This window comes from Pseudoxanthomonas sp. PXM01 (assembly GCF_014851815.1).
Taxonomy (GTDB): Bacteria; Pseudomonadota; Gammaproteobacteria; order Xanthomonadales; family Xanthomonadaceae; genus Pseudoxanthomonas_A.
This window is the reverse complement of sequence record NZ_JACVAJ010000001.1, coordinates 424,430-449,887: the sequence shown is the minus strand read 5'-3', so window position 1 is coordinate 449,887 and position 25,458 is coordinate 424,430. Positions and strand designations below refer to the sequence as shown.

Annotated in this window: 23 protein-coding genes; 11 read left to right on the top strand and 12 right to left on the bottom strand. The window is 66.1% G+C overall.

Annotated features, from left to right (window positions below; genetic code table 11):
* Positions 1–92: 92 nt before the first annotated feature.
* The gene (locus tag IB230_RS01985) at positions 93–533 is read left to right on the top strand and encodes a nuclear transport factor 2 family protein (RefSeq protein ID WP_192268211.1); all 441 of its coding nucleotides are present in this window, start codon (positions 93–95) and stop codon (positions 531–533) included.
* On the opposite strand, the gene IB230_RS01980 is transcribed toward IB230_RS01985, so the two are convergent.
* Positions 534–947: a hypothetical protein gene (locus tag IB230_RS01980; protein WP_192268209.1), complete on the bottom strand. Its 414-nt coding sequence runs from the start codon at positions 945–947 to the stop codon at positions 534–536.
* 192 nt (positions 948–1,139) lie between these two features.
* On the opposite strand from IB230_RS01980, the gene IB230_RS01975 reads away from it, so the two are divergent.
* Positions 1,140–3,599: a prolyl oligopeptidase family serine peptidase gene (locus IB230_RS01975; RefSeq protein ID WP_192268207.1), complete on the top strand. Its 2,460-nt coding sequence runs from the start codon at positions 1,140–1,142 to the stop codon at positions 3,597–3,599.
* Positions 3,600–3,665: 66 nt separating this feature from the next.
* Here the strand turns inward: IB230_RS01975 and acnA are convergent, their stop codons facing one another.
* On the bottom strand, positions 3,666–6,434 hold the full coding sequence (gene acnA / locus IB230_RS01970) for an aconitate hydratase AcnA (protein ID WP_192268205.1): 2,769 nt from the start codon (positions 6,432–6,434) through the stop codon (positions 3,666–3,668).
* Between the two features lie 214 nt (positions 6,435–6,648).
* Between acnA and IB230_RS01965 the strand changes: the two genes are divergently transcribed.
* The 3 genes from IB230_RS01965 to acnB are packed head-to-tail and all read left to right on the top strand — an operon-like array spanning position 6,649 to position 9,895.
* Entirely contained in the window at positions 6,649–6,855 is a 207-nt protein-coding gene (locus tag IB230_RS01965; protein ID WP_162337357.1) for an AbrB/MazE/SpoVT family DNA-binding domain-containing protein, read from the top strand.
* Positions 6,852–7,253 carry a type II toxin-antitoxin system VapC family toxin gene (locus tag IB230_RS01960; RefSeq protein ID WP_192268203.1) on the top strand — a complete coding sequence of 134 codons (402 nt, stop codon included), beginning with the start codon at positions 6,852–6,854 and terminating at the stop codon, positions 7,251–7,253. The genes IB230_RS01965 and IB230_RS01960 overlap by 4 nt, the downstream gene beginning before the upstream one ends.
* A 50-nt stretch (positions 7,254–7,303) precedes the next feature.
* Complete coding sequence (acnB, locus tag IB230_RS01955) at positions 7,304–9,895, top strand: bifunctional aconitate hydratase 2/2-methylisocitrate dehydratase (RefSeq protein WP_192268201.1); 2,592 nt, start codon at positions 7,304–7,306, stop codon at positions 9,893–9,895.
* Positions 9,896–9,961: 66 nt separating this feature from the next.
* Here the strand turns inward: acnB and hflD are convergent, their stop codons facing one another.
* From hflD to IB230_RS01935, 4 genes are read right to left on the bottom strand one after another with little or no spacing between them, the layout of a single operon-like run.
* Positions 9,962–10,573 (bottom strand): high frequency lysogenization protein HflD, encoded by a 612-nt coding sequence (gene hflD / locus IB230_RS01950; RefSeq protein ID WP_225589132.1) that lies wholly within the window; start codon positions 10,571–10,573, stop codon positions 9,962–9,964.
* A complete protein-coding gene (mnmA, locus tag IB230_RS01945) occupies positions 10,570–11,688 on the bottom strand; it encodes a tRNA 2-thiouridine(34) synthase MnmA (RefSeq protein WP_192268197.1) in 1,119 nt (372 codons plus the stop codon). Before mnmA ends, hflD begins: the two co-directional genes overlap by 4 nt.
* Positions 11,685–12,146: an NUDIX hydrolase gene (locus tag IB230_RS01940; RefSeq protein WP_192268195.1), complete on the bottom strand. Its 462-nt coding sequence runs from the start codon at positions 12,144–12,146 to the stop codon at positions 11,685–11,687. The genes mnmA and IB230_RS01940 overlap by 4 nt, the downstream gene beginning before the upstream one ends.
* On the bottom strand, positions 12,147–12,677 hold the full coding sequence (locus IB230_RS01935; RefSeq protein WP_192268193.1) for a hypothetical protein: 531 nt from the start codon (positions 12,675–12,677) through the stop codon (positions 12,147–12,149). It lies immediately after the preceding gene.
* Positions 12,678–12,720: 43 nt separating this feature from the next.
* Between IB230_RS01935 and clpS the strand changes: the two genes are divergently transcribed.
* Positions 12,721–13,041: an ATP-dependent Clp protease adapter ClpS gene (clpS, locus tag IB230_RS01930; protein ID WP_192268191.1), complete on the top strand. Its 321-nt coding sequence runs from the start codon at positions 12,721–12,723 to the stop codon at positions 13,039–13,041.
* A gap of 151 nt (positions 13,042–13,192) precedes the next feature.
* The gene (gene clpA, locus IB230_RS01925) at positions 13,193–15,475 is read left to right on the top strand and encodes an ATP-dependent Clp protease ATP-binding subunit ClpA (protein ID WP_192268189.1); all 2,283 of its coding nucleotides are present in this window, start codon (positions 13,193–13,195) and stop codon (positions 15,473–15,475) included.
* Positions 15,476–15,546: 71 nt separating this feature from the next.
* On the opposite strand, the gene IB230_RS01920 is transcribed toward clpA, so the two are convergent.
* The 6 genes from IB230_RS01920 to trxB all read right to left on the bottom strand — a co-directional run bounded on the left by IB230_RS01920 (position 15,547) and on the right by trxB (position 20,198).
* Positions 15,547–15,915, bottom strand: coding sequence for a hypothetical protein (locus tag IB230_RS01920; RefSeq protein WP_192268187.1), 369 nt, complete (start codon positions 15,913–15,915; stop codon positions 15,547–15,549).
* Positions 15,916–16,101: 186 nt separating this feature from the next.
* Positions 16,102–16,320 carry a translation initiation factor IF-1 gene (gene infA / locus IB230_RS01915; protein WP_055943174.1) on the bottom strand — a complete coding sequence of 73 codons (219 nt, stop codon included), beginning with the start codon at positions 16,318–16,320 and terminating at the stop codon, positions 16,102–16,104.
* 85 nt (positions 16,321–16,405) lie between these two features.
* Positions 16,406–17,152 carry a leucyl/phenylalanyl-tRNA--protein transferase gene (aat, locus tag IB230_RS01910; RefSeq protein WP_192268185.1) on the bottom strand — a complete coding sequence of 249 codons (747 nt, stop codon included), beginning with the start codon at positions 17,150–17,152 and terminating at the stop codon, positions 16,406–16,408.
* Positions 17,153–17,195: 43 nt separating this feature from the next.
* Complete coding sequence (locus IB230_RS01905; protein ID WP_192268183.1) at positions 17,196–18,323, bottom strand: GNAT family N-acetyltransferase; 1,128 nt, start codon at positions 18,321–18,323, stop codon at positions 17,196–17,198.
* Positions 18,324–18,334: 11 nt separating this feature from the next.
* A complete protein-coding gene (locus tag IB230_RS01900) occupies positions 18,335–19,219 on the bottom strand; it encodes a metallophosphoesterase (RefSeq protein WP_192268181.1) in 885 nt (294 codons plus the stop codon).
* Between the two features lie 25 nt (positions 19,220–19,244).
* Complete coding sequence (trxB, locus tag IB230_RS01895; RefSeq protein ID WP_192268179.1) at positions 19,245–20,198, bottom strand: thioredoxin-disulfide reductase; 954 nt, start codon at positions 20,196–20,198, stop codon at positions 19,245–19,247.
* 289 nt (positions 20,199–20,487) lie between these two features.
* On the opposite strand from trxB, the gene IB230_RS01890 reads away from it, so the two are divergent.
* The 4 genes from IB230_RS01890 (at position 20,488) to crcB (ending at position 25,419) form a co-directional block, all read left to right on the top strand.
* Entirely contained in the window at positions 20,488–22,851 is a 2,364-nt protein-coding gene (locus IB230_RS01890) for a DNA translocase FtsK (RefSeq protein ID WP_192268177.1), read from the top strand.
* Between the two features lie 93 nt (positions 22,852–22,944).
* Entirely contained in the window at positions 22,945–23,568 is a 624-nt protein-coding gene (gene lolA, locus IB230_RS01885) for an outer membrane lipoprotein chaperone LolA (RefSeq protein ID WP_192268175.1), read from the top strand.
* A gap of 47 nt (positions 23,569–23,615) precedes the next feature.
* On the top strand, positions 23,616–24,983 hold the full coding sequence (locus tag IB230_RS01880) for a replication-associated recombination protein A (protein WP_343227240.1): 1,368 nt from the start codon (positions 23,616–23,618) through the stop codon (positions 24,981–24,983).
* Between the two features lie 22 nt (positions 24,984–25,005).
* Entirely contained in the window at positions 25,006–25,419 is a 414-nt protein-coding gene (crcB, locus tag IB230_RS01875) for a fluoride efflux transporter CrcB (protein ID WP_192268174.1), read from the top strand.
* The last annotated feature ends 39 nt before the right edge of the window (positions 25,420–25,458 follow it).

The window sequence follows — 25,458 nt, the reverse complement described above, 5'->3', positions numbered from 1 at the left end:
CTTCGGGCCGCCTCGCGGCGTTCAATGGGCAAACGCCGGAGATGGCGCCTGCTGGGAGCATACCGTTCCGGATGGAAAAGGCGAAGGTTTCGATGACGAAGACCGGATTCACCGCGTGCGGGTGGCTGCTCGCCTGCATGCTGATGCTGGCCGCCTGCGCAGGCGATGCGCCGGAAGCGCAGTTGCGGCGGCAGTTCGATGCGATGCAGGCGGCGGTCGAAGCCGGCAAGGCAGGCGATTTCATCGACGGCGTCAGTCCGGATTTCACCGGTGAGGAGGGGATCGATCGTGCTGCGTTGCACAACATGATCCGGGCCCACACGCTGATGAATGCGCGCATCGGCGCCACCACGGGACCGCTCGACGTCAGGGTGGAGGGCGACAACGCAGAGCTCGCGTTCAACGTGCTGCTGACCTCCAGCAGCGGACGCCTGCTGCCGAACCAGGCCGGCACCTATCGCGTCACGACCGCCTGGCGGCGCGAGGATGGCGACTGGCGCGTGTACCACGCCCGCTGGGAGCGCGGGCAGTGATCACTTCACCGGCGTGAGCTTCCCGGGCGTCCAGCGATAGCGCAGCGTCTTGCTGACGCTCGGGCAGCAGCGGGGATCGTTGGGGCCAGGCCACTTCGTCGTGAGCTGGATAAGGCCGTCTGCGACCGTCATGCCTTCGACCAGCCCCAGGGGATCGTGCGTTTCGCCCGCTGCCGCGTAGCGTGCCCCCTGTTTGGCCAGCACTGCGACACCGTTGTTCGAATAGGTAGGGCCGTACATCGTCCACAGGACGACGATTTCATCCTGGCCATCTCCATTGAGATCGGCCGCAAGGACCTCGGTGGCTTCATAGCTTTCCATGTGGCCCGCCTGTTTGCCGGCGACGAACTGGTCGGCGATCTTCTTCGACGCGTCCGCGCCGGAAGCGGCGGCGAAACGCGTGGCCGGCAGCATGCCGATGCAGAGGCAGGCGCACCCGATGAGTGCGCGCGGAAGCTTGGTCTTCAATGCCCGTCCCCTACGGCCTTCGGAAGAAGGCCTTCAACAGCCGCAACGCAAGGAGGGCGAGCAACCGGCAATAGGTCGGGTTGCCCGCGCGCGCTCGGGACGGGATCATCGAGCCTTACAGAAAAGGGGAAGAGATCCATGTCGATTCGCTGGAAGATCCTGGCATGCCTGTGGCTGGCCGCCGGCAACGCCGTTGCGCAGGACGCGCTGCCTTACCAGACGCCGCCTGCGGAGATCCTGCAACTGGCAGACGTACAGCGTCCCCCCAGCGTCGTGGCGGACAGCGGCAAGACGCGGCTGGTGCTGTTCTATCGGGATGCGTTCAAATCGCTGGCCGAACTGTCCGACGAGGAACTGCGGCTGGGCGGCCTGCGGGTCAATCCGCGAACCAACATCGCCAGCACCGCCACCTACTTCAACAACCTGCAGGTGCAGGAACTCGCCGGAGGCCCGGCGCGGCAGGTGACCGGCCTTCCGGCGCTGCCACGCCTGGCCAACTTCGTCTGGTCACCCGATGAAACGCGGCTGGCCTTCACCCACACCACGCGTACCGGCGTCGAAGTGTGGGTGCTCGAGCTGGCGTCGGCACGGGCGACGCGCCTGACCGAAGCGCGCGTGAACGGAAACGTCGGCAATCCGCTCACCTGGTTCCGCGACAACCAGGCGCTGCTGGTCCGCATGCTGCCGGTGCAACGTCCCGCCTTGATCGACACGTCTCGCCAGGTGCCCACCGGCCCCACCGTGTCGATCAGTGACGGCAGCAAGGCGCAGAACCGTACCTACCAGGACCTGCTGAAGAACCCGCAGGATGAAGCGAACTTCTCCGTCCTCGCCACGTCCGAACTGCACCGTGTTCCACTGAAGGGGCGCGCGACCCTGTGGCGCAGCGCCGGCATGTACACCGGCGAGTCGTTTTCGCCGGACGGCCGCTATGTACTGCTGCGGACGCTCAAGAAGCCGTTCTCGTATCTGGTGCCCTACAGCCGTTTCCCATTCAGCGCCGACGTCGTGGAGACCACCGGCAAGCCGGCCGTGACGGTCGTCGACGCGCCGCTCGCCGAAAACCTGCCGAAAGGTTTCATGGCCGTGCGCGCGGGCCGTCGCGACATCGACTGGCGCGCGGACCAGCCGGCGACGCTGGTATGGGCGGAGGCGTTGGACAAGGGCGATCCGGGAGTGAACGTGCCGTTCCGCGACGAGGCCTTCGCGTGGGAAGCGCCGTTCACCGCGGCGCCACGTTCGATCTTCAAGACCATCGATCGCGTGCAGGGCGTGCTGTGGGGCGATGATCGCCACGCCATCGTGACCGACTACTGGTGGAACACGCGCAACACGCGCACCTATCTTTTCGATCCCTCGCAAGCCGGTGCGCCGCTACGCGAACTCGCCAGCCGCAACTACCAGGACCAGTACAGCGATCCGGGCGAGTTCGAGACCCGGCGCAACGCGGCGGGCCAGCGCGTGCTGGCGCTGGACGCCGGCCAGGCGCACCTGATCGGCGACGGCTTCACCCCGGAGGGCCAGTTCCCGTTCATCGACCGCATGGAACTGGCGACGGGCAAGAAGGAGCGCGTCTATACCTCGCGCCTGACCGGCCAGAAGGAAGCGATCCAGGCACTGCTGGATCCGGCGGCCGGTACCGTGCTGGTGCGACTGGAGTCGCCGACCGAGTTCCCGAACTACTACATCCGCCATCTCAAGCAGCGCATCGCGCCGGTCCCGGTGACGCACTTCGAGAATCCGTTCAAGGGCCTGCAGGGCGTGCACAAGGAAGTCCTGACCTACGCGCGTGCCGATGGCCTGCCGCTCACCGGCACGCTTTACCTGCCTGCGGGCTACGACCGTGCCGCAAAGACGCAGAAGCTGCCGCTGGTGATGTGGGCCTATCCGGCCGAGTACAAGGACCGCGACAGCGCGGGCCAGAACACGACCAACCCGAACGAGTTCATCTTCCCGAGCTACGGTTCGCCGGTGTACTGGGTGACGCGCGGTTACGCGGTGCTCGACGATGCCGCGTTCCCGATCGTCGGAGAGGGAAAGGAGGAGCCGAACGACTCCTTCGTCACCCAACTGGTGGCGAACGCGAAGGCGGCGATCGATGCCGTGGATGCCCTGGGCTACATCGACCGCACGCGCGTGGCCGTCGGCGGGCATTCCTACGGCGCCTTCATGACCGCGAACCTGCTGACGCACTCGGACCTGTTCGCGGCCGGCATCGCGCGCAGCGGCGCCTACAACCGCACGCTGACGCCGTTCGGCTTCCAGCAGGAAGAGCGCAACTACTGGGAGGCGCCGGAGGTCTACAACGGCATGTCGCCCTTCATGCATGTGGACAAGATGAAGACGCCGCTGCTGCTGGTGCACGGCGAGGCGGACAACAACTCGGGCACGTTCACGATGCAGAGCGAGCGCTACTTCAATGCGCTGAAGGGCTTCGGCGCACCGACGCGGCTGGTGCTGCTGCCGAAAGAAAGCCACGGCTATGCGGCGAAGGAATCGATCCTCCATCTGCTATGGGAACAGGACCAGTGGCTGGAGCGCTACGTGAAGAACAAGGGGCAGGCTGCCGGGGCCGCGCCTGCCGCAGGAACCCGCTGACGCCGCCCCTTCAAGCAAGAAGAAGGCCGCCCGAGGGCGGCCTTCCTGTTTCCGGCGATGCCTTTTTTAGGCGGCATTGCGTGCCGCGAGTTGGCGGAGCACGTAGTGCAGCAGGCCGCCGTGGCGGAAGTAGTCGACTTCCTTCGGCGTGAGCATCAGTACCTTGACCTGGAACTCGACGGTCTTGCCGTCAGCCTTGCGGGCGGTGACCTTGGCAGTCTTCGCTGCGCCGTCCTGCAGGCCGGTGACATCGAAAACCTCCGAGCCATCCAGGCCCAGCGACTGCGCGTTCTCGCCGTCGTTGAACTGAAGCGGCAGCACGCCCATGCCGACCAGATTGGAGCGGTGGATGCGCTCGAAGCTCTCGGCGATCACCGCTTTCACGCCCAGCAGGTTGGTGCCCTTGGCGGCCCAGTCGCGCGACGAGCCGGTGCCGTACTCCTTGCCGGCGATCACGACCAGCGGCACGCCTTGGGCCTGGTACTTCATCGACGCGTCGTAGACGGACATCTTCTCCGGCGGGGTGCTGCCGAAGTACAGCGTGTTGCCGCCTTCTTCGCCACCGAACATCAGGTTCTTGATGCGGATGTTGGCGAAAGTGCCGCGCACCATCACATCATCGTTGCCGCGGCGGCTGCCGTAGCTGTTGAAGTCCGCCGGCTGCACGCCGCGCGAGATCAGGAAGCGGCCCGCAGGCGAATCCTTCTTGATGTTGCCGGCCGGCGAGATGTGGTCGGTGGTGATGGAATCGCCGAACAGGCCGAGCACGCGCGCGCCGTGCACATCATCGATGCTGCCGATCTCCATCGACATGCCGTCGAAGTAGGGCGGGTTCTTGATGTAGGTGGAATCGCCATCCCAGGCGTACAGATCGCCGTCGGGCGAGGCGATGGTGTTCCAGCGCGAATCGCCCTTGAACACGTCGGCGTAGTTCTTGGCGAACATCTCCGGACCGATGGTCTTGGCGATGAAGTCGCCGATCTCCTTGTTGCTCGGCCAGATGTCCTTGAGAAAGACCGGCTGGCCGTCGCTGCCGGTACCCAGCGGCTCGGTGGTGAGGTCGATGTTGGTGGTACCGGCGATGGCGTAGGCCACGACCAGCGGCGGGCTGGCCAGGTAGTTCATCTTCACTTCGGGATGCACACGGCCCTCGAAGTTGCGGTTGCCGGACAGCACGGATGCCGCGACGAGATCGTCGGCCGCGATCGCCGCCGACACGTCATCCGGCAGCGGGCCGGAGTTGCCGATGCAGGTGGTGCAGCCGTAACCGACCACGTAGAAGCCGAGCTTCTCCAGATCGTCCAGCACGCCGGCTTTCTCCAGGTAGTCCGTCACCACGCGCGACCCCGGTCCGAGCGAGGTCTTCACCCACGGCTGCGCCTTCAGGCCCTTGGCGGCCGCATTGCGGGCCAGCAGACCGGCGCCCAGCATCACCGCCGGGTTGGACGTATTCGTGCAGGAGGTGATGGCGGCGATGACGACATCGCCGTCGCGCAGCTTCAGCGCCGCGCCGCTGTCGGGTGAGGATTCGTGCGCCGATGCGTGCGCGCCGACCGCCGTTCCGCCCCCCCCTTCGTTCTTCAGCCGGTCTTCCTGCACCAGGTCGATGCGCTTGCGACGCGCATCGGCGAACGGCACCAGATTGTCGCGGAAGTTCTGCTTCACGTCCTGCAGCAGCACACGGTCCTGCGGGCGCTTCGGGCCTGCCAGCGACGGCTTCACATCGCCCATGTCCAGGTGCAGCGTGGCGCTGTACTCGGCATGCGGGCTGTCCGGCGTATGCCACAGGCCCTGCGCTTTCGCGTAGGCCTCGACCAGCGCGATCTGCTCTTCGCTGCGGCCGGACAGGCGCAGGTAGTTCAGCGACTCGTGGTCGATCGGGAAGATGCCGCAGGTGGCGCCGTATTCCGGCGCCATGTTGCCGATGGTGGCGCGGTCGGCCAGCGGCAGGTGCTGCAGGCCGTCGCCGTAGAACTCGACGAACTTGCCCACCACGCCCAGCTTGCGCAGCATCTGGGTGACCGTCAGCACCAGGTCGGTGGCGGTGGCGCCTTCCGGCAGCCTGCCGGTCAGCTTGAAGCCGACCACCTGCGGAATCAGCATCGACGACGGCTGGCCCAGCATCGCGGCTTCCGCCTCGATGCCGCCCACGCCCCAACCAAGCACGCCGATGCCGTTGATCATCGTGGTGTGGCTGTCGGTGCCGAAGACGGTGTCGGGGTAGGCGATGGCCTGGCCGTCCTTCTCGCCGGTCATCACCACGCGGGCGAGGTTTTCCAGGTTCACCTGATGGACGATGCCGGTGTTCGGCGGCACCACCTTGAAGTTGTCGAACGCCTTCTGGCCCCAGCGCAGGAAGCCGTAACGTTCCTTGTTGCGGTCGAACTCGATCTTGCCGTTGAGGTCCAGCGCGTCCGGACTGCCGAAGACGTCCACCTGCACCGAGTGGTCGATCACCAGCTCCGAGGGGATCAGCGGGTTGATCTGGTCCGGGCTGCCGCCCAGCTTGACCACGGCATCGCGCATCGCGGCCAGGTCGACCACGCAGGGCACGCCGGTGAAGTCCTGCAGCACCACGCGGGCTGGCATGAAGGCGATCTCGGTGTCCGGCTCCTTGGCGGCTTCCCAGCCGGCGACGGCCTGGATGTGCTCGGGCAGGACCGTCACGCCGTCCTCGCAGCGCAGCAGGTTCTCCAGCAGGATCTTCATGGAGTAGGGCAGGCGGGCAAAGCCGCCCGTCGGGTCCAGTCGATCGGCCAGGGCCGGCAGGCTGTAGTAGGCGTAGGACGTGCCGTTGACCTCGAGGGAACGGCGGGTGGCGAAGGAATCACTCATCGCGGAGGCTCCTGTAGCTGGGGAAGAAGGGGCAGGGGTCAGCATAAGCCGCTGGCGCTGCGTGTCTTGTTGAGGCTTGCCCGGATTATCCGTCATGAGTGAGACGGTGGTGATCCGACCAAAGGGGCAGGGATCGGGCGGGATGGCGGGCGTCCGGGCTGGGGTATGCCAAGTAAAGTATGTATAATTTCTCCATACTCAAGAGGGTCCGCCGATGGAAGCCACCGTTGCAGAGCGCGGCCAGATCACCCTGCCGAAGGCCGTGCGCGATGCGCTGGGTCTGACCAAGGGCAGCGTGCTGAAGGTCGAACTGGAAGGTAGCCGCATCGTGTTGCGGAAGAGCGTCGACGACGCGATTTCGCGCGTGCGCGGCAAGTTCGCCCTCGATGCCGACGGCACGCCGGGCGCCACGAACGAATGATCGCCGTCGACGCCCCCGTCCTGATCGAGCTGCTGACCGATGGCGCCCGTGCAGACGCCGTCGAAGCCGGCCTGCGCCAGAGTCTGGGCAGTGGCCGGGTGGTGGTCTGCGATGCCGCGCTGGCGCAGCTGTGCGCCTCGCTGCGCAACGGCGCCGACGCGCTGGCCGCGCTGGAGGAGATGGGCGTGCATTTCAACGCCGTCGAAGCCAAGTCCGCGCTGCGTGCCGGCGAGATGCAGCGCCGGCATCGCCAGCGGGATGGCGATGCGCGGCCGATCGCCGACTTCCTGGTCGGCGCCCACGCGCTGCTGCAGTGCGACGGGCTGATCACCTTCGACACCGCCTTCCACCGCGATTATTTCAAGGGCCTGAAGCTGATCGTGCCCGTTACCGAATAAGCCTTACCGTTTTCCCTTTCCACCGCACCATCGAACGACCGGAGTCACCCATGTTGGAAGCCTATCGCCACCACGTAGCCGAGCGCGCCGCGCTGGGCATCCCGCCGCTGCCGCTGTCGGCCCAGCAGACGGCCGAGGTCATCGAGCTGCTGAAGAACCCGCCCGCCGGGGAAGAAGCCTTCCTGGTCGACCTGATCACGAACCGCGTCCCGGCCGGCGTCGACGATGCCGCCAAGGTCAAGGCGTCGTACCTGGCCGCCGTTGCCTTCGGCAGCGAGAAGACCCCGCTGGTCACCGCGCAGCGCGCCACCGAACTGCTGGGCACGATGCTGGGCGGCTACAACATCCATCCGCTGATCGAGCTGCTGGACAACGCCGAGCTGGGCGCCACCGCCGCCGAGGGCTTGAAGCACACGCTGTTGATGTTCGACAGCTTCCACGACGTGCAGGAAAAGGCCGAGGCGGGCAACGCCCACGCGCAGGCCGTGCTGCAGAGCTGGGCCGACGCCGAGTGGTTCACCAGCAAGCCGGAAGTGCCGCAGAGCCTGACCATCACCGTGTTCAAGGTGCCGGGCGAGACCAACACCGACGACCTGTCGCCGGCACCGGACGCCACCACGCGCCCGGACATCCCGATGCACGCGCTGGCGATGCTCAAGAACAAGCGCCCCGACGCGCCGTTCGTGCCGGAAGAAGACGGCAAGCGCGGCCCGATCCAGGAAATCCTGTCGCTGAAGGACAAGGGCCACCTGGTCGCCTACGTCGGCGACGTGGTCGGTACAGGTTCCTCGCGCAAGTCGGCGACCAACAGCGTGCTGTGGTTCACCGGCGAGGACATCCCGTTCATCCCGAACAAGCGTTTCGGTGGCGTCTGCCTGGGCAGCAAGATCGCCCCGATCTTCTACAACACGATGGAAGACGCCGGCGCGCTGCCGATCGAGCTCGACGTGTCGCAGATGAACCACGGCGACGTGGTGGAACTGCGCCCGTACGACGGCAAGGCGCTGAAGGACGGGCAGGTGATCGCCGAGTTCCAGGTGAAGTCCGACGTGCTGTTCGACGAAGTGCGCGCCGGTGGCCGCATCCCGCTGATCATCGGCCGTGGCCTGACCGCGAAGGCACGCGAAACACTGAAACTGCCGGCGACGGAGCTGTTCCGCCAGCCGCAGCAGCCGGTCGACAGCGGCAAGGGCTTCTCGCTGGCGCAGAAGATGGTCGGCCGCGCCTGTGGCCTGCCGGAAGGCCAGGGCGTGCGCCCGGGCGCGTACTGCGAACCGAAGATGACCTCGGTGGGTTCGCAGGACACCACTGGCCCGATGACCCGCGACGAGCTGAAGGACCTGGCCTGCCTGGGCTTCTCCGCTGATTTGGTGATGCAGTCGTTCTGCCACACCGCCGCGTATCCGAAGCCGGTCGACGTCAAGACCCACCACACGCTGCCGGAATTCATTTCCACCCGCGGCGGCATCTCGCTGCGCCCGGGCGACGGCGTGATCCACAGCTGGCTCAACCGCATGCTGATGCCCGACACCGTCGGCACCGGCGGCGACTCGCACACGCGTTTCCCGGTGGGCATTTCGTTCCCGGCCGGCTCGGGCCTGGTCGCGTTCGCCGCGGCCACCGGCGTCATGCCGCTGGACATGCCGGAGTCGGTGCTGGTCCGTTTCAAGGGCGAGATGCAGCCCGGCGTCACCCTGCGTGACCTGGTCAATGCCATCCCGTACTACGCGCTCAAGTCCGGTCTGCTGACGGTGGCCAAGGCGGGCAAGAAGAACATCTTCTCCGGCCGTATCCTCGAGATTGAAGGCTTGCCGGACCTGAAGGTGGAGCAGGCGTTCGAACTGTCCGACGCGTCGGCCGAGCGTTCCGCCGCCGGCTGCACCGTGCGTCTGAACAAGGAGCCGATCATCGAGTACCTCACCAGCAACATCACGCTGCTGAAGTGGATGATCGCCGAAGGCTACGCCGACGCACGCTCGCTGGCCCGCCGCATCGCGAAGATGGAAGAGTGGCTGGCCGACCCGCAGCTGCTCGAGCCGGATGCCGATGCCGAGTACGCCGCGATCATCGACATCGACCTGGCCGACGTGCACGAGCCGCTGCTGGCCTGCCCGAACGATCCCGACGACGTGAAGACGCTGTCGGACGTCGCCGGCACGGTGATCGACGAAGTGTTCATCGGTTCGTGCATGACCAACATCGGCCACTTCCGTGCAGCTGCCAAGCTGCTGGAAGGCAAGCGCGATATCCCGACCCGTCTGTGGGTCGCGCCGCCGACCAAGATGGATGCCTCGGAACTGACCAAGGAAGGCGTCTACGGCACGTTCGGCACCGCCGGTGCGCGCATGGAAATGCCGGGCTGCTCGCTGTGCATGGGCAACCAGGCGCAGGTGCGCGAGGGCGCGACCGTGTTCTCCACCTCGACCCGCAACTTCCCGAACCGCCTGGGCCGCAACTCCAACGTGTTCCTGGGTTCGGCGGAACTGGCCGCGATCTGCTCGCGCCTGGGCAAGATCCCGACCAAGGCCGAGTACATGGCCGACATCGGCGTGATCAACGAGAAGGGCGCCGAGATCTACCGCTACATGAACTTCGACCAGATCGAGGAGTACCAGGACGTGGCGAAGACCGTCGCGGCCTGATCACGGCAGCAAAGAAAAAGAAAAGGCCCGGCATTGCCGGGCCTTTTTCATGGACGCGCTGGGCTGTCAGGGCAGCCAGTCGTCCACCGCTTCCAGCATCTGCCGGCGGCCGAAGACGAAGTCCCACATCGTGCCGCCCATCTGGCGCCACAGCACCGCCGAGCGCACGGCGGCAAGCAGGATCGCGCGGATTTCAGCGACCACGCCCGGCTGACCGAGGTAGTGGGGGTTGCCCTGGACCATCACGCGAGGGCGCAGGTGGCTGATGGTATCGGCATACAGGCCGCCCAATGCCGACAGCACATCGGGATGCGTGCTGCCTTGTTGCTCGGCACGCGGCGCGATCTCGGCCAGCCCGCGGGTGACCGCATGCACCGTGTTCTCCTCCCGTACGAAGCGGCGCTCCAGTTGCAGCACGGCCATCGCCAGGCGCGACAGGCCGTCGTCCTGCGCTTCCTTGGCCAGGTAGCCGCGCAGGACGCGCAGGCCTGGCGTGATGTCGCCAACGCGGCCGTACACGGCCATCGGCGTCGCCGCGTCGATACGGAACACGCTGTCCAGTGCCGCCTGTACGGCAGCGCCTTCGGACTGTCCCGTTTCGGCGATGCGGCGGACCTGGTGAAGGGCCTGCGCCAGCCCGGCGAGGGCCAGCACACGGTCGGAATATCGATTGCTCAAGCTGCTTGCTCCGCGAGTTTCGTTTCGAGAGGGGCGTCCGTGCGTGCGATCACGGCGCCCCCGAGGCATTCGTCGCCAGCGTAAAGGACCAGCGACTGGCCCGGCGTGACGGCACGTTGCGGACGCAGGAACCGCACCGCCACGCTGCCATCGTCCTGCACCTCGACGTCGCAGTCCTCGTCGGGCTGGCGATAGCGCGTCTGCGCGGTGCAGGTGAAGCGGGCCGCCGGCGGACTGCCGGCGATCCAGTGGGTGGTTTCCGTCCACAGTCGCGTGGACATCAGGTAAGGGCTCTGCGTGTCCTGGTCGACGTACAGCACGTTGCCGGCGACATCCTTGCCGACCACGTACCACGGCGCCTGCGGTCGACCACGCACGCCGCCGATCTGCAGGCCCTCGCGCTGGCCGAGCGTGAAATAAAACACGCCGGGGTGCTCACCGATCACCTGGCCCTGCGGATCACGCATCTCGCCCTTCTTCGCCGGCAGATAACGTCCGAGGAACTCGCGGAAATCGCGTTCGCCGATGAAGCAGATGCCCGTGGAGTCCTTCTTGTCGTGCGTCTGCAGGCCGGCATCGCGCGCGATGCGGCGCAGCTCGGTCTTCTGCAGTTCGCCGATCGGGAACAGCGTGGCCGACAGCTGCGCCTGGCCGAGCTGGTGCAGGAAGTAGCTCTGGTCCTTGCTGCGGTCCACACCGCGCAGCAGACGCCAGCGGTCGCCGTGCCGATCGACGCGGGCATAGTGGCCAGTCGCGATCTTCTCGGCACCCAGTTCGCGCGCGGCATCGAGGAAGTGCTTGAACTTCACTTCGCGATTGCACAGCACATCGGGATTGGGTGTGCGGCCGGCGGCGTACTCTGCAAGGAAGTGCTCGAACACGCCTTGCCAGTATTCGCTGGAGAAGTCGCGGAAGTGGAACGGGATCCCCAGGCGACCGCACACCGCGACGGCGTCGCGGCGGTCATCCTCGGCGCGGCAGTCGCCGCTGCCGTCATCGGCCCAGTTCTGCATGAAGAGGCCCGCGACCGGCTCGCCCTGCTGCACCAGCTGCAGGGCGGCGACGGACGAATCCACGCCCCCGGATACGCCGACGATGACGCGTGGCGTGCTCATCCGATCTGCTGCAGCGTCGACAGCGGCAGGCGACGTCCGGCCAGATAATCCTGCACGACCTGCCATACCAGTGGGCTGCGATGGCGCTCGGACTGCGCCTGGAGTTCCGCTGGCGTCAGCCACACGGCTTGCACGATGCCATCGTCGAGCGGGCGTTCCGGCAGGTGGCGCACCGGTTCGGCGGCGAAGGCGAAACGCAGGTAATGGCGGCCGGTTTCGGCCTTCCACTGGTAGGCACCGATGAAGGCGGTGAGCGCGACCTCCCAGCCGGTTTCCTCGAGCGTCTCGCGGAGGGCGGCCTCCAGCAGGCTTTCATCCGGCTCCAGGTGCCCGGCAGGCTGGTTGAACACCAGTCGGCCCTGCGCGCGCTCCTCCACCATCAGAAGCCTGCCGTCACGCACCACGACCGTGGCCACGGTGACATCGGGTTGCCAGAAGCGTCCCTCGCGGTAGCTCACTTACAGGTCGTCCTTGTCGCCGGAAAGTTCCAGCTCTTTGTTGTCGGCGGTTTCCGCCGCGATGTCCATGGCGGCTTCGAGACCTGCGGCGTCGACGGTGTCGGGCAGCTTGATGACGAAGTAAAGGACGTCGCCGGACAGTTCCCAGCCACCGATCTTCTTGGTGCGGCTCTCCGCGAGCAATGCCAGCGCCTTGGCGCCGTCGATGCTGTCGGCGGCCACACGGGCGGCGGGCGAGAAGATTTCGCGGACTTCAATGCCTCCGACCTGCTCGGTGCGCCCCGATACGAAGACCAGTTGGGTGCGGTTGTCCTCCGTGTAGGAGTACGTCACCTTGTAGTCGCCATCGCCGTCCACCTCGAACGGGATGCCACTCGCCTTCAGGCGGGCGTCCACCGAGGCATCGGCAGCCAGGACCGGCGCGGCGAAGACGGCGGCGCAGATCAGGAAAATGGCGGGCAAACGGGACAGCATCGGCTTCACGATCGATTCTTCTGTGCAGGAGGGTACATTGTGGCGGGGGTCACGCATGGCGTCCATGCGGGCGACGGCGGCTGGCGCCTATAATTGCCGCATGTCCCGCAAGAACGAAAACGAACGCGATCATGGCCTGATGGTGGAAGCCAGCCGGCCCGAGGTCGCGCCACCGCCCCTGTACCAGGTCCTGTTGCTCAACGACGACTACACCCCGATGGATTTCGTGGTCACCGTCCTGCAGCAGTTCTTCGTCATGGATCTCGAGAAAGCCACCCAGGTGATGCTGCACGTCCATACGCGCGGCCGCGGCGTCTGCGGCGTGTACACCCGCGAGGTGGCCGAATCCAAGGTGGCCCAGGTCAACGAGTTTTCGCGTATGAACCAGCATCCCCTCCTGTGCACGATGGAGAAGTCCTGAGGGGACCGGCGCGGGTACGCCGGGCCGGTTACGGTGTGGGGGCACCGCCAGGTCGACGCAAGGCAACGATCCCTGAACACTGAAATCCGGTAGGGTGATGGAAAACCGCCCGCCAAGCCGCATATTGTCGGCATAGGCCCCGGAGGCAACCATGTTCAGCAAAGACCTCGAGCAGACCATTGGCCAGTGCTACAAGCGCGCCCGTGAAGCTCGGCACGAATTCATGACCGTCGAGCACCTGCTGCTCGCGCTCCTCGAAAACCCGTCGGCGCAGGCCGTCCTGAAGGCGACCGGCGCGGACGCCAACCGCCTGCGCGCGGACCTCGAGCAAGCGATCGAGGCCTCGGTGTCGCGACTGGCGGAGGACGACGGCCGCGATACCCAGCCGACACTCGGCTTCCAGCGTGTACTGCAGCGCGCCGTCTACCACGTGCAGTCCTCGGGCAAGAAGGAAGTCACTGGCGCCAACGTGCTGGTGGCGATCTTCGGCGAGAAGGACTCGCACGCGGTCTACTTCCTCAACCAGCAGGACGTCACCCGCCTCGACATCGTCAATTACCTCTCTCACGGCATCGCCAAGCAAGGCGAGGAGAACGAGACCGGCGGGCAGCCGGAGGGCGAAGGCAAGGCTGAAGGAGCGGACGGCGAGGGCAAGGGCGACGCCCTGACCGAGTTCGCCAGCAACCTGAACGACATGGCGCGCCAGGGCCGGATCGATCCGCTGGTCGGCCGTGGCGACGAGATCGAGCGGACCATCCAGGTGCTCTGTCGCCGCCGCAAGAACAATCCGCTCTATGTCGGCGAAGCCGGCGTCGGCAAGACCGCGCTGGCCGAGGGCCTGGCCAAGCGCATCGTCGAGGGCGAGGTGCCGGATGTCCTGTTGGACGCCGTCATCTACTCGCTGGACCTCGGCGCGCTGGTCGCGGGCACCAAATACCGCGGCGATTTCGAGAAGCGCCTGAAGGGCGTTCTGGCGGCGATCAAGAAGATCCCGGGCGCCATCCTGTTCGTCGACGAGATCCACACCATCATCGGCGCCGGGTCGGCCAGTGGCGGCACGATGGATGCGTCGAACCTGATCAAGCCGGCGCTGGCGTCGGGTGACCTGCGTTGCATCGGTTCGACCACGTTCCAGGAGTACCGCGGCATTTTCGAGAAGGACCGTGCATTGGCGCGCCGCTTCCAGAAGATCGACATCGTCGAGCCGACCGTGGGCGAGACCTACGAGATCCTGCAGGGCCTGAAGCCCAAGTACGAATCGCACCACGGCGTGACCTACGCCGACGACGCCCTCCAGGCGGCCGTCGACCTGTCGGTCAAGCACATCGGCGACCGCCTGCTGCCCGACAAGGCCATCGACGTCATCGACGAGGCGGGTGCCCGCCAGCGCCTGTTGCCGGAAGGCACGCGCAAGGAGCTGATCGACGTCGAGGAGATCGAGACCATCGTGGCCAAGATGGCGCGCATCCCGGCCAAGCAGGTGTCCTCGTCCGACAAGGACGTGCTGCAGCACCTGGAGCGCAACCTGAAGATGGTGATCTTCGGGCAGGATCCGGCGATCGAGACGCTGGCGTCGTCGATCAAGCTGGCGCGCAGCGGCCTGGCCAATCCGGAAAAGCCGATCGGCAACTTCCTGTTCGCCGGCCCCACCGGCGTCGGCAAGACCGAGGTGACCAAGCAACTGGCGCTGCAACTGGGCATCGAACTGGTGCGCTTCGACATGTCCGAGTACATGGAGCCGCATTCGGTCAGCCGACTGATCGGCGCGCCTCCGGGCTATGTCGGTTTTGACCAGGGTGGCCTGCTGACCGAGAAGATCGTCAAGACACCGCACTGCGTGCTGCTGCTGGACGAAGTGGAGAAGGCGCACCCGGACATCTTCAATATCCTGCTGCAGGTCATGGACCGCGGCGTGCTGACGGATACCAACGGCCGCGAGGCGAATTTCAAGAACGTCATCCTGGTGATGACCACGAACGCCGGCGCAGCGCAGGCATCGCGCCGCACCATTGGCTTCACTCAGCAGGATCATTCGACGGACGCGATGGAAGTGATCCGCCGCAGCTTCACCCCGGAGTTCCGCAACCGGCTGGATGCCATCGTGCAGTTCCAGGGGCTGGGCTTCGACCACATCCTGCGGGTGGTGGACAAGTTCGTCATCGAACTGGAAATGCTGCTGCAGGAGAAGCACGTCAGCCTGTCGGCGACCCCGACGGCGCGCGACTGGCTGGCACAGCACGGTTTCGACCCGTTGATGGGTGCGCGTCCGATGGCGCGTCTGATCCAGGACAAGGTCAAACGTCCGCTCGCCGACGAACTGCTGTTCGGCAAGCTGGTCAACGGCGGCCGGGTCAGCATCGACGTACGCGACGGCGAACTGGTTGTCGATGCGCAGGCGGAGCCGGAGCGGTTGCTGCCCGCCACCGTGTCATGACGACCCGGGTGCAGGAACAGAACGGGTAGAAAAGAAAAGGCGGCCCATGGCCGCCTTTTCGTTGCAGGCGATCAGCGTGACGAGCGCTTCTTCCGCTTGGCGAACTCCTCGGCTGTCATGGTCTCCACCGACGCCACCCGGCAGGTGTCGCGGGTGGTCTTCACGCGGGTATCGGCGGCGCACAGGCGATTGGCCTGGCCACCCGTGCTGATGTCGACCCGGGGCGTCATCAGGATCGAGTCGCAGCTGTGCTGGAAGGCGACGCGATAGTGATCGCTGCCGTTGCGGAGGAAAAACTGCTGTCCGCCAGCGGCACGCACGATTTCCTGGTCATCGCCGAGATCGACGCAATCGGTGATGGCTTCGCCAGCGAATGCGGCGCTCGGAGCGATGGCCAATGCCAGCGCGAACATCAGGGGGGTAGGACGACGGGAGTTCATGGCGGCTCTCTTCTGGGTCCGCGCCCGGAGTGGACGCTGCGCCATGCTGAAGGCGTCGCCATCACGTGGAATCTGCCTGAAGTCCGCATGACGACCGGCCGGGTGTCGATGGTCATGGAGGACACGCGTTCTCCAAGAACGCGAAAAGCGGCCATTGGCCGCTTTTCAATCAATTACTTACCACAATTACTTCATGCGGTAGGTGATTCGACCCTTGGTGAGGTCGTACGGGGTCATTTCGACCTTCACCTTGTCGCCGGTCAGGATGCGGATGTAGTTCTTGCGCATGCGGCCGGAGATGTGGGCGATGATTTCGTGCCCGTTCTCCAGCTTGACCCGGAACATGGTGTTGGGCAGCGTTTCGGCAACGGTGCCTTCGAATTCAATGGAATCGTCTTTCGACATGTAGACCTGTGTGTGCCGCGAGGGATGGCGGGTGCCATGAAGCCGGGCATTGTACGCCAGCTGCGTCCCCGGTGCAAAAATTCCGTTATGAGACCGAGGGTTGCGACAACGCGGAAGCCGGCAGCAGGCCGAATCGTTCGACCCAGCCGTCTTCCGGCGCGGGCTGATCCACCAGCTCGGCGACCCGCTCGAGGAAGGCCTCGCGCGGCATCAGGCGTCCCCCCAGAGAGTGGAGGTGATCGTTTTCCACTTGGGCATCGATCAACGGCCATCCCCAGTCGTGCAGGCGCGACGCCAAGGCCGCAAGCGCAATTTTTGACCCCCCGGAGCGACTGCTGAACATGCTTTCGCCAAAGAACATCCGGCCGATCGCGACCCCGTAGATACCGCCCACCAGCGCGTCACCGTCGAACACCTCTACCGAGTGGGCATGTCCCTGCCGATGCAGATCAAGGTAGGCCTGCCGCATGCCGGACGTGATCCACGTGCCGTGCTGTCCGGGGCGCGGCGCATGCGCGCACGCGGTGATGACCTGATCAAAACAGGTATCCGTGCGGACCTGCCAGGTGCTGTGCCTGAGGGCGCGACGGAAACGTGAGGACAGGCGCACGCCATCGGTATGGAACACCATCCGCGGGTCAGGCGACCACCACAGCGGGGGCTGGCCGGGCGAGAACCACGGAAAGATGCCGTGCCGGTAGGCGTTGAGCAGACGCGGCAACGAAAGATCGCCACCGATCGCCAGCAGGCCATCCGGATCACGCATGGCGCTGGCGGCTGGCGGGAACGGCGCGTGAGGGTCGGAGGACAGGACAAACGGCCGTTGGCGCATGCCCGGATTGTAAGCGCTCGCTGCCGGCACAGATTGCCGGATCTCACCCTCGATGCTTGAAGGGTGTTTGTGTCTCCAGGGTCCGGGCGTAGCGACGCACCGCCAGCGCATCTTCCGCGCACCAGCGGGCGAGGGCGGCGGCGAAGTCGGGACGGGCGATCCAGTGCCGCGAGTGCACGACCGCCGGCAGGAAGCCGCGTGCGATCTTGTGCTCGCCCTGTGCGCCCGGCTCGAACACGGTCAGCCCTTCGCGCAGACAGTAGTCGATGCCCTGGTAGTAGCACGTCTCGAAGTGGAGGCCGGGAATGCTGGCCGTGGCGCCCCAGTAACGGCCATACAACGTGTCGGGGCCTCGGAGGCACAGGGCGCCGGCGACGGGGCGCCCATCATGATCCGCCAGGAACATCACCAGGCTGCGCGGAAGGGTGGCGGCCAGATGCTGAAGGAAGGTCAGCGTAAGTGCCGGTGAATTGCCATAGTCATGAAAGGTCTGCAGGTAAAAGCCGAACATGGCCCGCAGGTCCGCCTCGCTGGCCTCATCGCCATGCACCACGCGAAACGAAACGCCTGCGCGCTGCACCTTGGCCCGCTCCTGGCGGATGTTCTTGCGGTGCTTGTGGTCGAAGTCGGCCAGGAAGCTGGCGAAGTCGGACCAGTGCCCCGGATTGCGCCAGTGGTACTGCACGTCGATGCGCGGGAGCCAGGCACCGGGGAACGCGGCATCCTCGGCGGGCAGGGGAAAATTGACGTGTGCGGACGACAGATCGAGCCGTCCCGCCTCTTCTCGTATCGCGGCAAGCAACGCTTCGCGTGTCGCGTCATTCCGGGCGAGCAGACGCGGGCCGGTGACGGGGGAGTAGGGCACGGCGCCCAGCCATTTCGGGTAGTAGTCGAACCCGTGCTGCGCGTACGCGTGCGCCCACGCGTGATCGAACACGAATTCGCCGTGCGAGTTGTCCTTCAGGTAGCCAGGTGCTGCGGCGAGTAGCTGGCCGTTCTCCCACAGCGTGGCGTGGTGAGGCGTCCAGCCCCAGTCTTCGCGCAGGCAGCCGTGGACCTCGAGCCCATGCAGGAACGCGTGCGAAACGAAGGGGTTGCGCCCGTCGTGCAGCGCGTCCCAGACAGACGCGGGCACCTCGGCGAGCGAAGGAAGGAAACGGACGTCGACCATCGATGCAGATGCTACGGACGCAGCTCCAGCACGTCGATGGTGGGTGGATTGAACAACCGCATCGGCAGGCCAATTTCGCCCGTGCCAACCGTGGTGTAGACGCGGACGCGTCCCCGCGGCGTGGTCAGGACCTGTTCGCCACGGTCGAAGCCATACCGGCTCGGGATCACATGACGGTACAGCCAGGGAATCCGGATCTGCCCGCCGTGCGTGTGACCGGCCAGCACCAACGCCGATTCCGGCCCAAGATTGATCGCGCTGTCCGGGTTATGGGTCAGCACGAGGGTGGGCATCGGGGAGGGAGCGTACGCCAGGAAGGCCGGATCGTCCCGGCCCGCCCAGCGGTCGCCGAGTCCGGCGAGGCGGAATCCACGAACCCGGACGACGTCCCCCTCGATCACGCCGACACCGAGCTGCGCCAATGCGGCCCGCAGTTCGGTGTCGATATCGGGACCGGGCGCCTGCTGATCATGGTTGCCCAGTACTGCATAGACCGGAACATGCAGGCCAGCCAACGGCGCGAACAGGCGCGCCAGCGACGCGCCGTCGGGCTCGTAGGTGAAGTCGCCCGCGATCACCACCGCGTCGGCCGGCAGCGTGTTGATCCGGTCTACCAGCCGCTGCAGGTAAGCGCTGTCCTTGTACACACCCAGGTGGATGTCGCTGATCAACACCAGTCGTGCCTGTGCGCCGGTGCCGGCCAGTACGGTCTCCTGCACCCGGATGCGCTGCGGTTCGACGAAGCGTGCCCACGCGAACAGCAGGCAACCTGCCAGCAGCAGGACGACCAGCGTGCGGCCACGGCGCTGCCGCAGCCGCCAGGCCAGCCAGGCGATGAACGGCCAGACCAGCCAGCTACCGTAGAACAGGCATTGCTTGATCAGCAGCTTGTCCATCCCTGGCGATACGGCGCCGTGAGGATCAGCCCTCCTTGTCCAGGAACCGCTCAGCGTCCAGGGCCGCCATGCAGCCGAAGCCGGCCGACGTGATGGCCTGGCGGTAATGCTGGTCGGTCACGTCGCCGGCCGCGAACACGCCGGGAATGGTGGTGGAGGTGGCATTGCCCTCGATGCCGGAACGGATCTTCAGGTAACCATTGCTCATGTCCAGCTGGCCTTCGAACAGACCGGTATTCGGCGTATGTCCGATGGCCACGAAGAAGCCGTGCACGTCGATGTCGCGCGTGCTGCCGTCCTGCACCGACTTCACCCGGATCCCGGTAACGCCGGCATCGTTGCCCAGCACCTCGTCGACGGTGTGGTGCCACACCGGTTCGATCTTGCCGGCCTGGATCTTGGCGAACAGCTTGTCCTGCATGATCTTTTCGGCGCGCAGCGTGTCGCGGCGATGCACCAGGTAGACCTTGCGGGCGATGTTCGACAGGTACAGCGCCTCTTCGACCGCGGTGTTGCCGCCGCCGATCACTGCCACGTCCTGGTCGCGGTAGAAGAAGCCGTCGCAGGTGGCGCAGGCGGACACGCCGCGGCCCTTGAACTTCTCTTCCGATTCCAGGCCCAGGTACTTCGCCGTGGCGCCGGTGGCGATGATCAGGGCGTCGGCGGTGTACTCGCCGCTGTCGCCGATCAGTTTGAACGGACGCTTGGACAGGTCGGCGGTGTGAATGTGGTCGAAGATCACCTCGGTCTCGAAGCGTTCCGCGTGCGCCTGCATGCGCGCCATCAGGTCCGGACCCATCAGGCCGTGGGCATCGCCGGGCCAATTGTCCACTTCGGTGGTGGTCATCAGCTGTCCACCCTGTTGCAGACCGGTGACCACGACGGGCTTGAGGTTGGCGCGGGCGGCGTAGACGGCCGCGGTCCAGCCGGCGGGGCCGGAGCCCAGGATCAACAGGCGGCAGTGCTTCGAAGTGCTCATGTATACTCGCGAAAAGGTGGTGATCGGGCAGGCAATGACGCAGTCGTGCATCGTCCGCAGGCACATAGAGTGGCGTTGCGTATCCGGCGAATCAAGGCGCTCAGATGGAAAGCGGTGATGCAGGCCGGACCCTGGACCGATCAGACGAAGACGCTGCGCGACCGCGCGGCGTTTTTGCTATCCGGCCTTTGGCGATCCCTTGTGTCGGTACGCGTGCCCCGCTGTTGCGGGACGCACGATTCGTTTACTATCAATCACTAACAGAAATTTCCTAAGGTCTGGTCCAAAGGTGGCGAAGCAGCTCCCGGACAACGGCAAATCCAAGGGCGGCGCCGCGGCCGCACGCAAGCAGGCATCGCCGCCGAATCCGCGCCGGCAACGCCTGTGGCGCGATCTCGCGCTGATCGCGATCGCGCCGTTGCTGCTGTATCTGCTGGCCAGCCTTTTTACCTTCTCGCCGCAGGATCCCAGCTGGTCGCAGTCGGGCAGCCTGACCGCACCGGTCCACAACATGGGGGGACTGGCGGGCGCCTACCTCGCCGACATGCTGCTGTGGCTGTTCGGCTATGTGGCATTCCTGCTGCCGCTGATCCTGGGTGCGGTCGCCTGGATCGCGCTGTTCGGCATGGATACCGATGGCGACGGCGAGGCCGACCTCGGGCCGGCGTTGCGCCTGATCGGCATGGTGGGTTTCCTGATTTCTGCGACAGGCCTGCTGCACCTGCGCGGCGTACCGGCCGAACATTTCTCTGCGGGCGCAGGCGGCATCCTCGGCACGCTGGTGGGCAAGTCGCTGCTGAAGCTGTTTGGCGGACTGGGCGGCAACCTGTTCCTGCTGGTGCTGTTCCTGACCTCGGTAACGCTGGCGACCGGCCTGTCGTGGTTCGCGGTGATGGAGCGCATCGGCAAGTACGTTTTGATGCTGCCCGACCTGTTCCGCCGCGGCAGCCAGCAGGCCAACGAATGGCAGCAGACCCGGGCGATGCGCGAGGAGCGCGAGGTCGTCCGCAAGACCGACGCCGTCGCGCGCGCCAAGCGTGAGCCGGTGAAGATCGAGCCGCCCGCCCCAGCAGTGGTCGAGAAGAGCGAACGCGCGAAACGCGAGCAGCAGATCCCGCTGTTCCACGGCACCGGGGGTGACGAATCCGGCCTGCCGCCGCTCTCGTTGCTGGACGACCCCAAACCGCAGACCAAGGGCTACTCCGAGGAAACACTCGAGACGCTGTCTCGGCAGATCGAGTTCAAGCTCAAGGACTTCCGCATCGATGTGCAGGTGGTTGGCGCCTATCCGGGCCCAGTCATCACCCGCTTCGAAATGGAGCCTGCGCCCGGCGTCAAGGTCAGCCAGATCAGCTCGCTGGACAAGGACATCGCCCGCGGGTTGTCGGTGAAGTCCGTGCGCGTGGTCGACGTGATTCCCGGCAAGTCGGTGATCGGCTTGGAAATCCCGAACACCAGCCGCGAGATGATCTTCCTCTCCGAGCTGCTGCGGTCGAAGGAATACGACAAGTCCGGCAGCGTGCTGACGCTGGCGCTGGGCAAGGACATCGCCGGCCGTCCCACCGTGGCGGACCTGGCCCGCATGCCGCACCTGCTGGTCGCCGGTACCACCGGCTCTGGCAAGTCCGTCGCCGTCAACGCGATGGTGCTGAGCCTGCTGTACAAGGCCTCGCCGAAAGACCTGCGCATGCTGATGATCGACCCGAAGATGCTGGAGCTCAGCGTCTACCAGGGGATTCCGCACCTGCTGGCGCCGGTGGTCACCGACATGAAGGAGGCCGCCAACGGCCTGCGCTGGTGCGTGGCGGAGATGGAGCGCCGCTACAAGCTGATGAGCGCGGTGGGCGTGCGCAACCTGGCCGGCTTCAACAAGAAGGTGAAGGACGCGCAGGACGCGGGCCAACCCTTGATGGATCCGTTGTTCAAGCCGAATCCGGACCTGGCCGAAGCGCCGCGCCCGCTCGAGCCAATGCCCTTCATCGTCATCTTCATCGACGAATTCGCCGACATGATGATGATCGTCGGCAAGAAGGTCGAGGAACTGATTGCCCGCCTGGCGCAGAAGGCGCGTGCGGCCGGCATCCACCTGATCCTGGCCACGCAGCGTCCGTCGGTGGACGTCATCACCGGCCTGATCAAAGCGAACATCCCGACGCGCATCGCATTCCAAGTCAGCTCCAAGATCGACTCCCGCACCATCCTCGACCAGTCCGGTGCGGAAACACTGCTGGGCCACGGCGACATGCTGTACCTGCCGCCGGGCACCGCGATGCCCGAGCGCATCCATGGCGCGTTCGTCAGCGACGAGGAAGTCCACCGCGTGGTCGAGCATCTCAAGGCCAGCGGCAGCGCCGATTACATCGAGGGCGTGCTGGAAGAAATCCAGACCATGGGCGATGGCATCGTCGTGGGCCCGACCGGCCTGCCGGAATCGGGCGGCGGCGGTGGCGACGAGTCCGATCCGCTGTACGACGAGGCGGTGAAGATCGTCACAGAGAGCCGTCGTGCCTCGATCTCCGGCGTGCAGCGACGACTGAAGATCGGCTACAACCGCGCGGCACGCCTGATCGAGGCGATGGAAGCCGCCGGCGTAGTGACGCCGCCCGAACACAACGGCGACCGCCAGGTGCTGGCTCCGCCACCGCCGCGCTGACTGAACGACGTGCCGTCCGCCGTCCGCGGTCGGCAGCCTGTTCAGTTTCATCCCGGCACACTCCGTCCAACGTCCCTTATCCCGGAACGCACCATGCTCCGCACTGCACGCTACGCCGTCCTCGCCACCGCCTTGTTCGCCACCACGGCCCTCGCCGGCGCGCGAGACGAGCTGAAGACCTTCACCACCGGCCTGAAGGGCCTGGATGGCCAGTTCACCCAGAAGGTCTACGACGGTGGTGGCAAGCTGAAGGAAACCTCGAACGGTCGGGTCGCGCTGTCGGCGCCGCGCCTGTTCCGCTGGGAATACAACAAGCCGTACGAGCAGCTGATCGTTGCCGATGGCAAGAAGGTGTGGGTCTACGATCCGGACCTCCAGCAGGCCACGGTGCGCGAGCAGGGCATCGAAGAAGAGAACAGCCCGCTCGCGGCACTGATCGATCCGGGCAAGCTCGACCAGCAGTTCAATGTGGCCGAAGCCGCGGGGCAGGGTGGCGTGCAGTGGCTCACCCTGACGCCCAAGCAGGAAGGCGATGCCAGCTTCCAGACCGCGCGGCTCGCCTTCTCCGGCGGCACGCTGGTGAAGATGGAAGTGAAGGACGCGGTCGGCCAGCGCACCGAGATCAGCTTCAGCGGCTGGAAGCGCAACCCGGCGTTCGCCGGCGGCACCTTCAAGTACGCGCCCGCGAAGGGCGTGGATGTGGTGGGCGGCCCCTGACCGGGCCACTGAGCGGGACCCGGTGGGCCACGACGTTACAATGACGCGTGGCTAGGACACGTACCCCTCTTGAACCGCAGGTCGACCTGCTGAGCACGGATACCGATGCGCTGCGGCCGCTGGCCGAGCGCATGCGTCCGCGCACCCTGGACGAGATGGTCGGGCAACGGCGCCTGCTGGCGCCGGGCAGCGCGCTGCGCCGCGCGGTCGAGTCCGGCCATGTGCATTCGATGATCCTCTGGGGCCCGCCGGGCTGCGGGAAGACCACGCTTTCGCTGCTGCTGGCGCGCTATGCCGATGCCGAATTCAAGGCGATCTCGGCCGTACTGTCGGGCCTGCCCGAGGTCCGCCAGGTGCTGGCGGAGGCGGCGCAGCGGTTCGCAGGCGGGCGTCGCACGGTGCTGTTCGTCGACGAAGTGCACCGGTTCAACAAGGCGCAACAGGACGCCTTCCTGCCGCATATCGAGCGCGGCACCATCCTGTTCGTCGGCGCGACCACCGAAAATCCATCCTTCGAATTGAACTCCGCGTTGCTGTCGCGCTGCCGCGTGCACGTGATGGAAGCCGTATCGCCGGACGACATCCGCCACGCACTGCGTATGGCGCTTGCGGATACCGAGCGCGGGCTGGGCGAACTGGCGCTGGAGGTCGACGACGCGGCTCTGCTGGAGATCGCCACCGCCGCCGACGGCGACGTGCGCCGTGGCCTGACCTTGCTGGAGATCGCGGCGGAGCTCGCGGCCGACGAAGGGGGACGCATCACCCCGCAGACGCTGGCGCAGGTGCTGGCCGACCGTACGCGCCGCTTCGACAAGGGCGGCGAGCAGTTCTACGACCAGATCTCGGCGTTGCACAAGTCGGTGCGCAGTTCGAACCCCGATGGCGCGGTGTATTGGCTGGCGCGCATGCTGGACGGCGGCTGCGACCCGGCCTATCTCGCACGACGGATGACGCGGATGGCGGTGGAAGACATCGGCCTGGCCGACCCGCGCGCCCTGCAGATGGCGATCGATGCCTGGGACACCTATGACAGGCTGGGCAGTCCCGAGGGCGATCTGGCGCTGGCGCAACTGGTGATCTACCTGGCCAGCACCGCCAAGTCGAACGCAGGCTACATGGCCTTTAACGCTGCCAAGGCCGACGTGCGCGAGCATGGGACGCAGGACGTGCCGATGCACCTGCGCAGTGCGCCGACCAAGCTGATGAAGTCGCTGGGCTATGGCACGGGCTACCAGTATGACCACGACGCCGAAGGCGGGATCGCGCTGGACCAGACCGCGTTCCCCGATGCGATGGGCGAGCGGGTGTACTACCAGCCGGTCGAACGCGGGCTGGAAATCAAGCTGAAGGAAAAACTCGATCGTCTGCGCGACGCACGCCGGCAGGCGCGCCAGCAGGCCGGTCGCGACGACTGAGTCCGAAGACGAGGCGCGACGCATGCCGGTACAGGCCTGGGTGTGGTGGCAGCAACTGATGCTGGTGATGGCCGGTGGCGCACTCGGCGCCGCGGCGCGGTTCTGGTTGGGCGGCGTACTGCTGCGCCAGCTGGGCACGGGATTTCCCTGGGGCACGTTCGCGGTGAACATGATCGGTTCGTTCGCCGCAGGTTTCCTTGCGATCTGGCTGGAAGGACGTGGGCCGTCGGCGCTGTACTGGCGGGCGTTCCTCGTTGTCGGCGTGCTGGGCGCGCTGACCACTTACTCGGCGCTGATGGTCGAGTGCCTGATGTTCGCGCGGTCGGAGCGGCAGGGTGCCGCCTTCGGCTATCTCGTCGTGACGCTTGTGCTGGGCCTGCTGCTGGTATGGCTGGGCGCGCGCACCGCAGGCACGATCCGCGCCGCGGCCTGGTGACGGCCGATTGCCGGAACGATGACCGGATCCCACGCCGGC

Coding starts and splice junctions, on each gene's coding strand:
- lolA (WP_192268175.1), top strand. CDS start 22,945: ATGCTCCGCACTGCACGCTACGCCGTCCTCGCCACCGCCTTGTTCGCC.
- IB230_RS01920 (WP_192268187.1), bottom strand. CDS start 15,915: ATGAACTCCCGTCGTCCTACCCCCCTGATGTTCGCGCTGGCATTGGCC.
- clpA (WP_192268189.1), top strand. CDS start 13,193: ATGTTCAGCAAAGACCTCGAGCAGACCATTGGCCAGTGCTACAAGCGC.
- crcB (WP_192268174.1), top strand. CDS start 25,006: ATGCCGGTACAGGCCTGGGTGTGGTGGCAGCAACTGATGCTGGTGATG.
- clpS (WP_192268191.1), top strand. CDS start 12,721: ATGTCCCGCAAGAACGAAAACGAACGCGATCATGGCCTGATGGTGGAA.
- IB230_RS01900 (WP_192268181.1), bottom strand. CDS start 19,219: ATGGACAAGCTGCTGATCAAGCAATGCCTGTTCTACGGTAGCTGGCTG.
- aat (WP_192268185.1), bottom strand. CDS start 17,152: ATGCGCCAACGGCCGTTTGTCCTGTCCTCCGACCCTCACGCGCCGTTC.
- mnmA (WP_192268197.1), bottom strand. CDS start 11,688: ATGAGCACGCCACGCGTCATCGTCGGCGTATCCGGGGGCGTGGATTCG.
- IB230_RS01965 (WP_162337357.1), top strand. CDS start 6,649: ATGGAAGCCACCGTTGCAGAGCGCGGCCAGATCACCCTGCCGAAGGCC.
- IB230_RS01985 (WP_192268211.1), top strand. CDS start 93: ATGACGAAGACCGGATTCACCGCGTGCGGGTGGCTGCTCGCCTGCATG.
- IB230_RS01960 (WP_192268203.1), top strand. CDS start 6,852: ATGATCGCCGTCGACGCCCCCGTCCTGATCGAGCTGCTGACCGATGGC.
- IB230_RS01980 (WP_192268209.1), bottom strand. CDS start 947: ATGCTGCCGGCCACGCGTTTCGCCGCCGCTTCCGGCGCGGACGCGTCG.
- infA (WP_055943174.1), bottom strand. CDS start 16,320: ATGTCGAAAGACGATTCCATTGAATTCGAAGGCACCGTTGCCGAAACG.
- trxB (WP_192268179.1), bottom strand. CDS start 20,198: ATGAGCACTTCGAAGCACTGCCGCCTGTTGATCCTGGGCTCCGGCCCC.
- IB230_RS01975 (WP_192268207.1), top strand. CDS start 1,140: ATGTCGATTCGCTGGAAGATCCTGGCATGCCTGTGGCTGGCCGCCGGC.
- acnA (WP_192268205.1), bottom strand. CDS start 6,434: ATGAGTGATTCCTTCGCCACCCGCCGTTCCCTCGAGGTCAACGGCACG.
- IB230_RS01905 (WP_192268183.1), bottom strand. CDS start 18,323: ATGGTCGACGTCCGTTTCCTTCCTTCGCTCGCCGAGGTGCCCGCGTCT.
- acnB (WP_192268201.1), top strand. CDS start 7,304: ATGTTGGAAGCCTATCGCCACCACGTAGCCGAGCGCGCCGCGCTGGGC.
- IB230_RS01935 (WP_192268193.1), bottom strand. CDS start 12,677: ATGCGTGACCCCCGCCACAATGTACCCTCCTGCACAGAAGAATCGATC.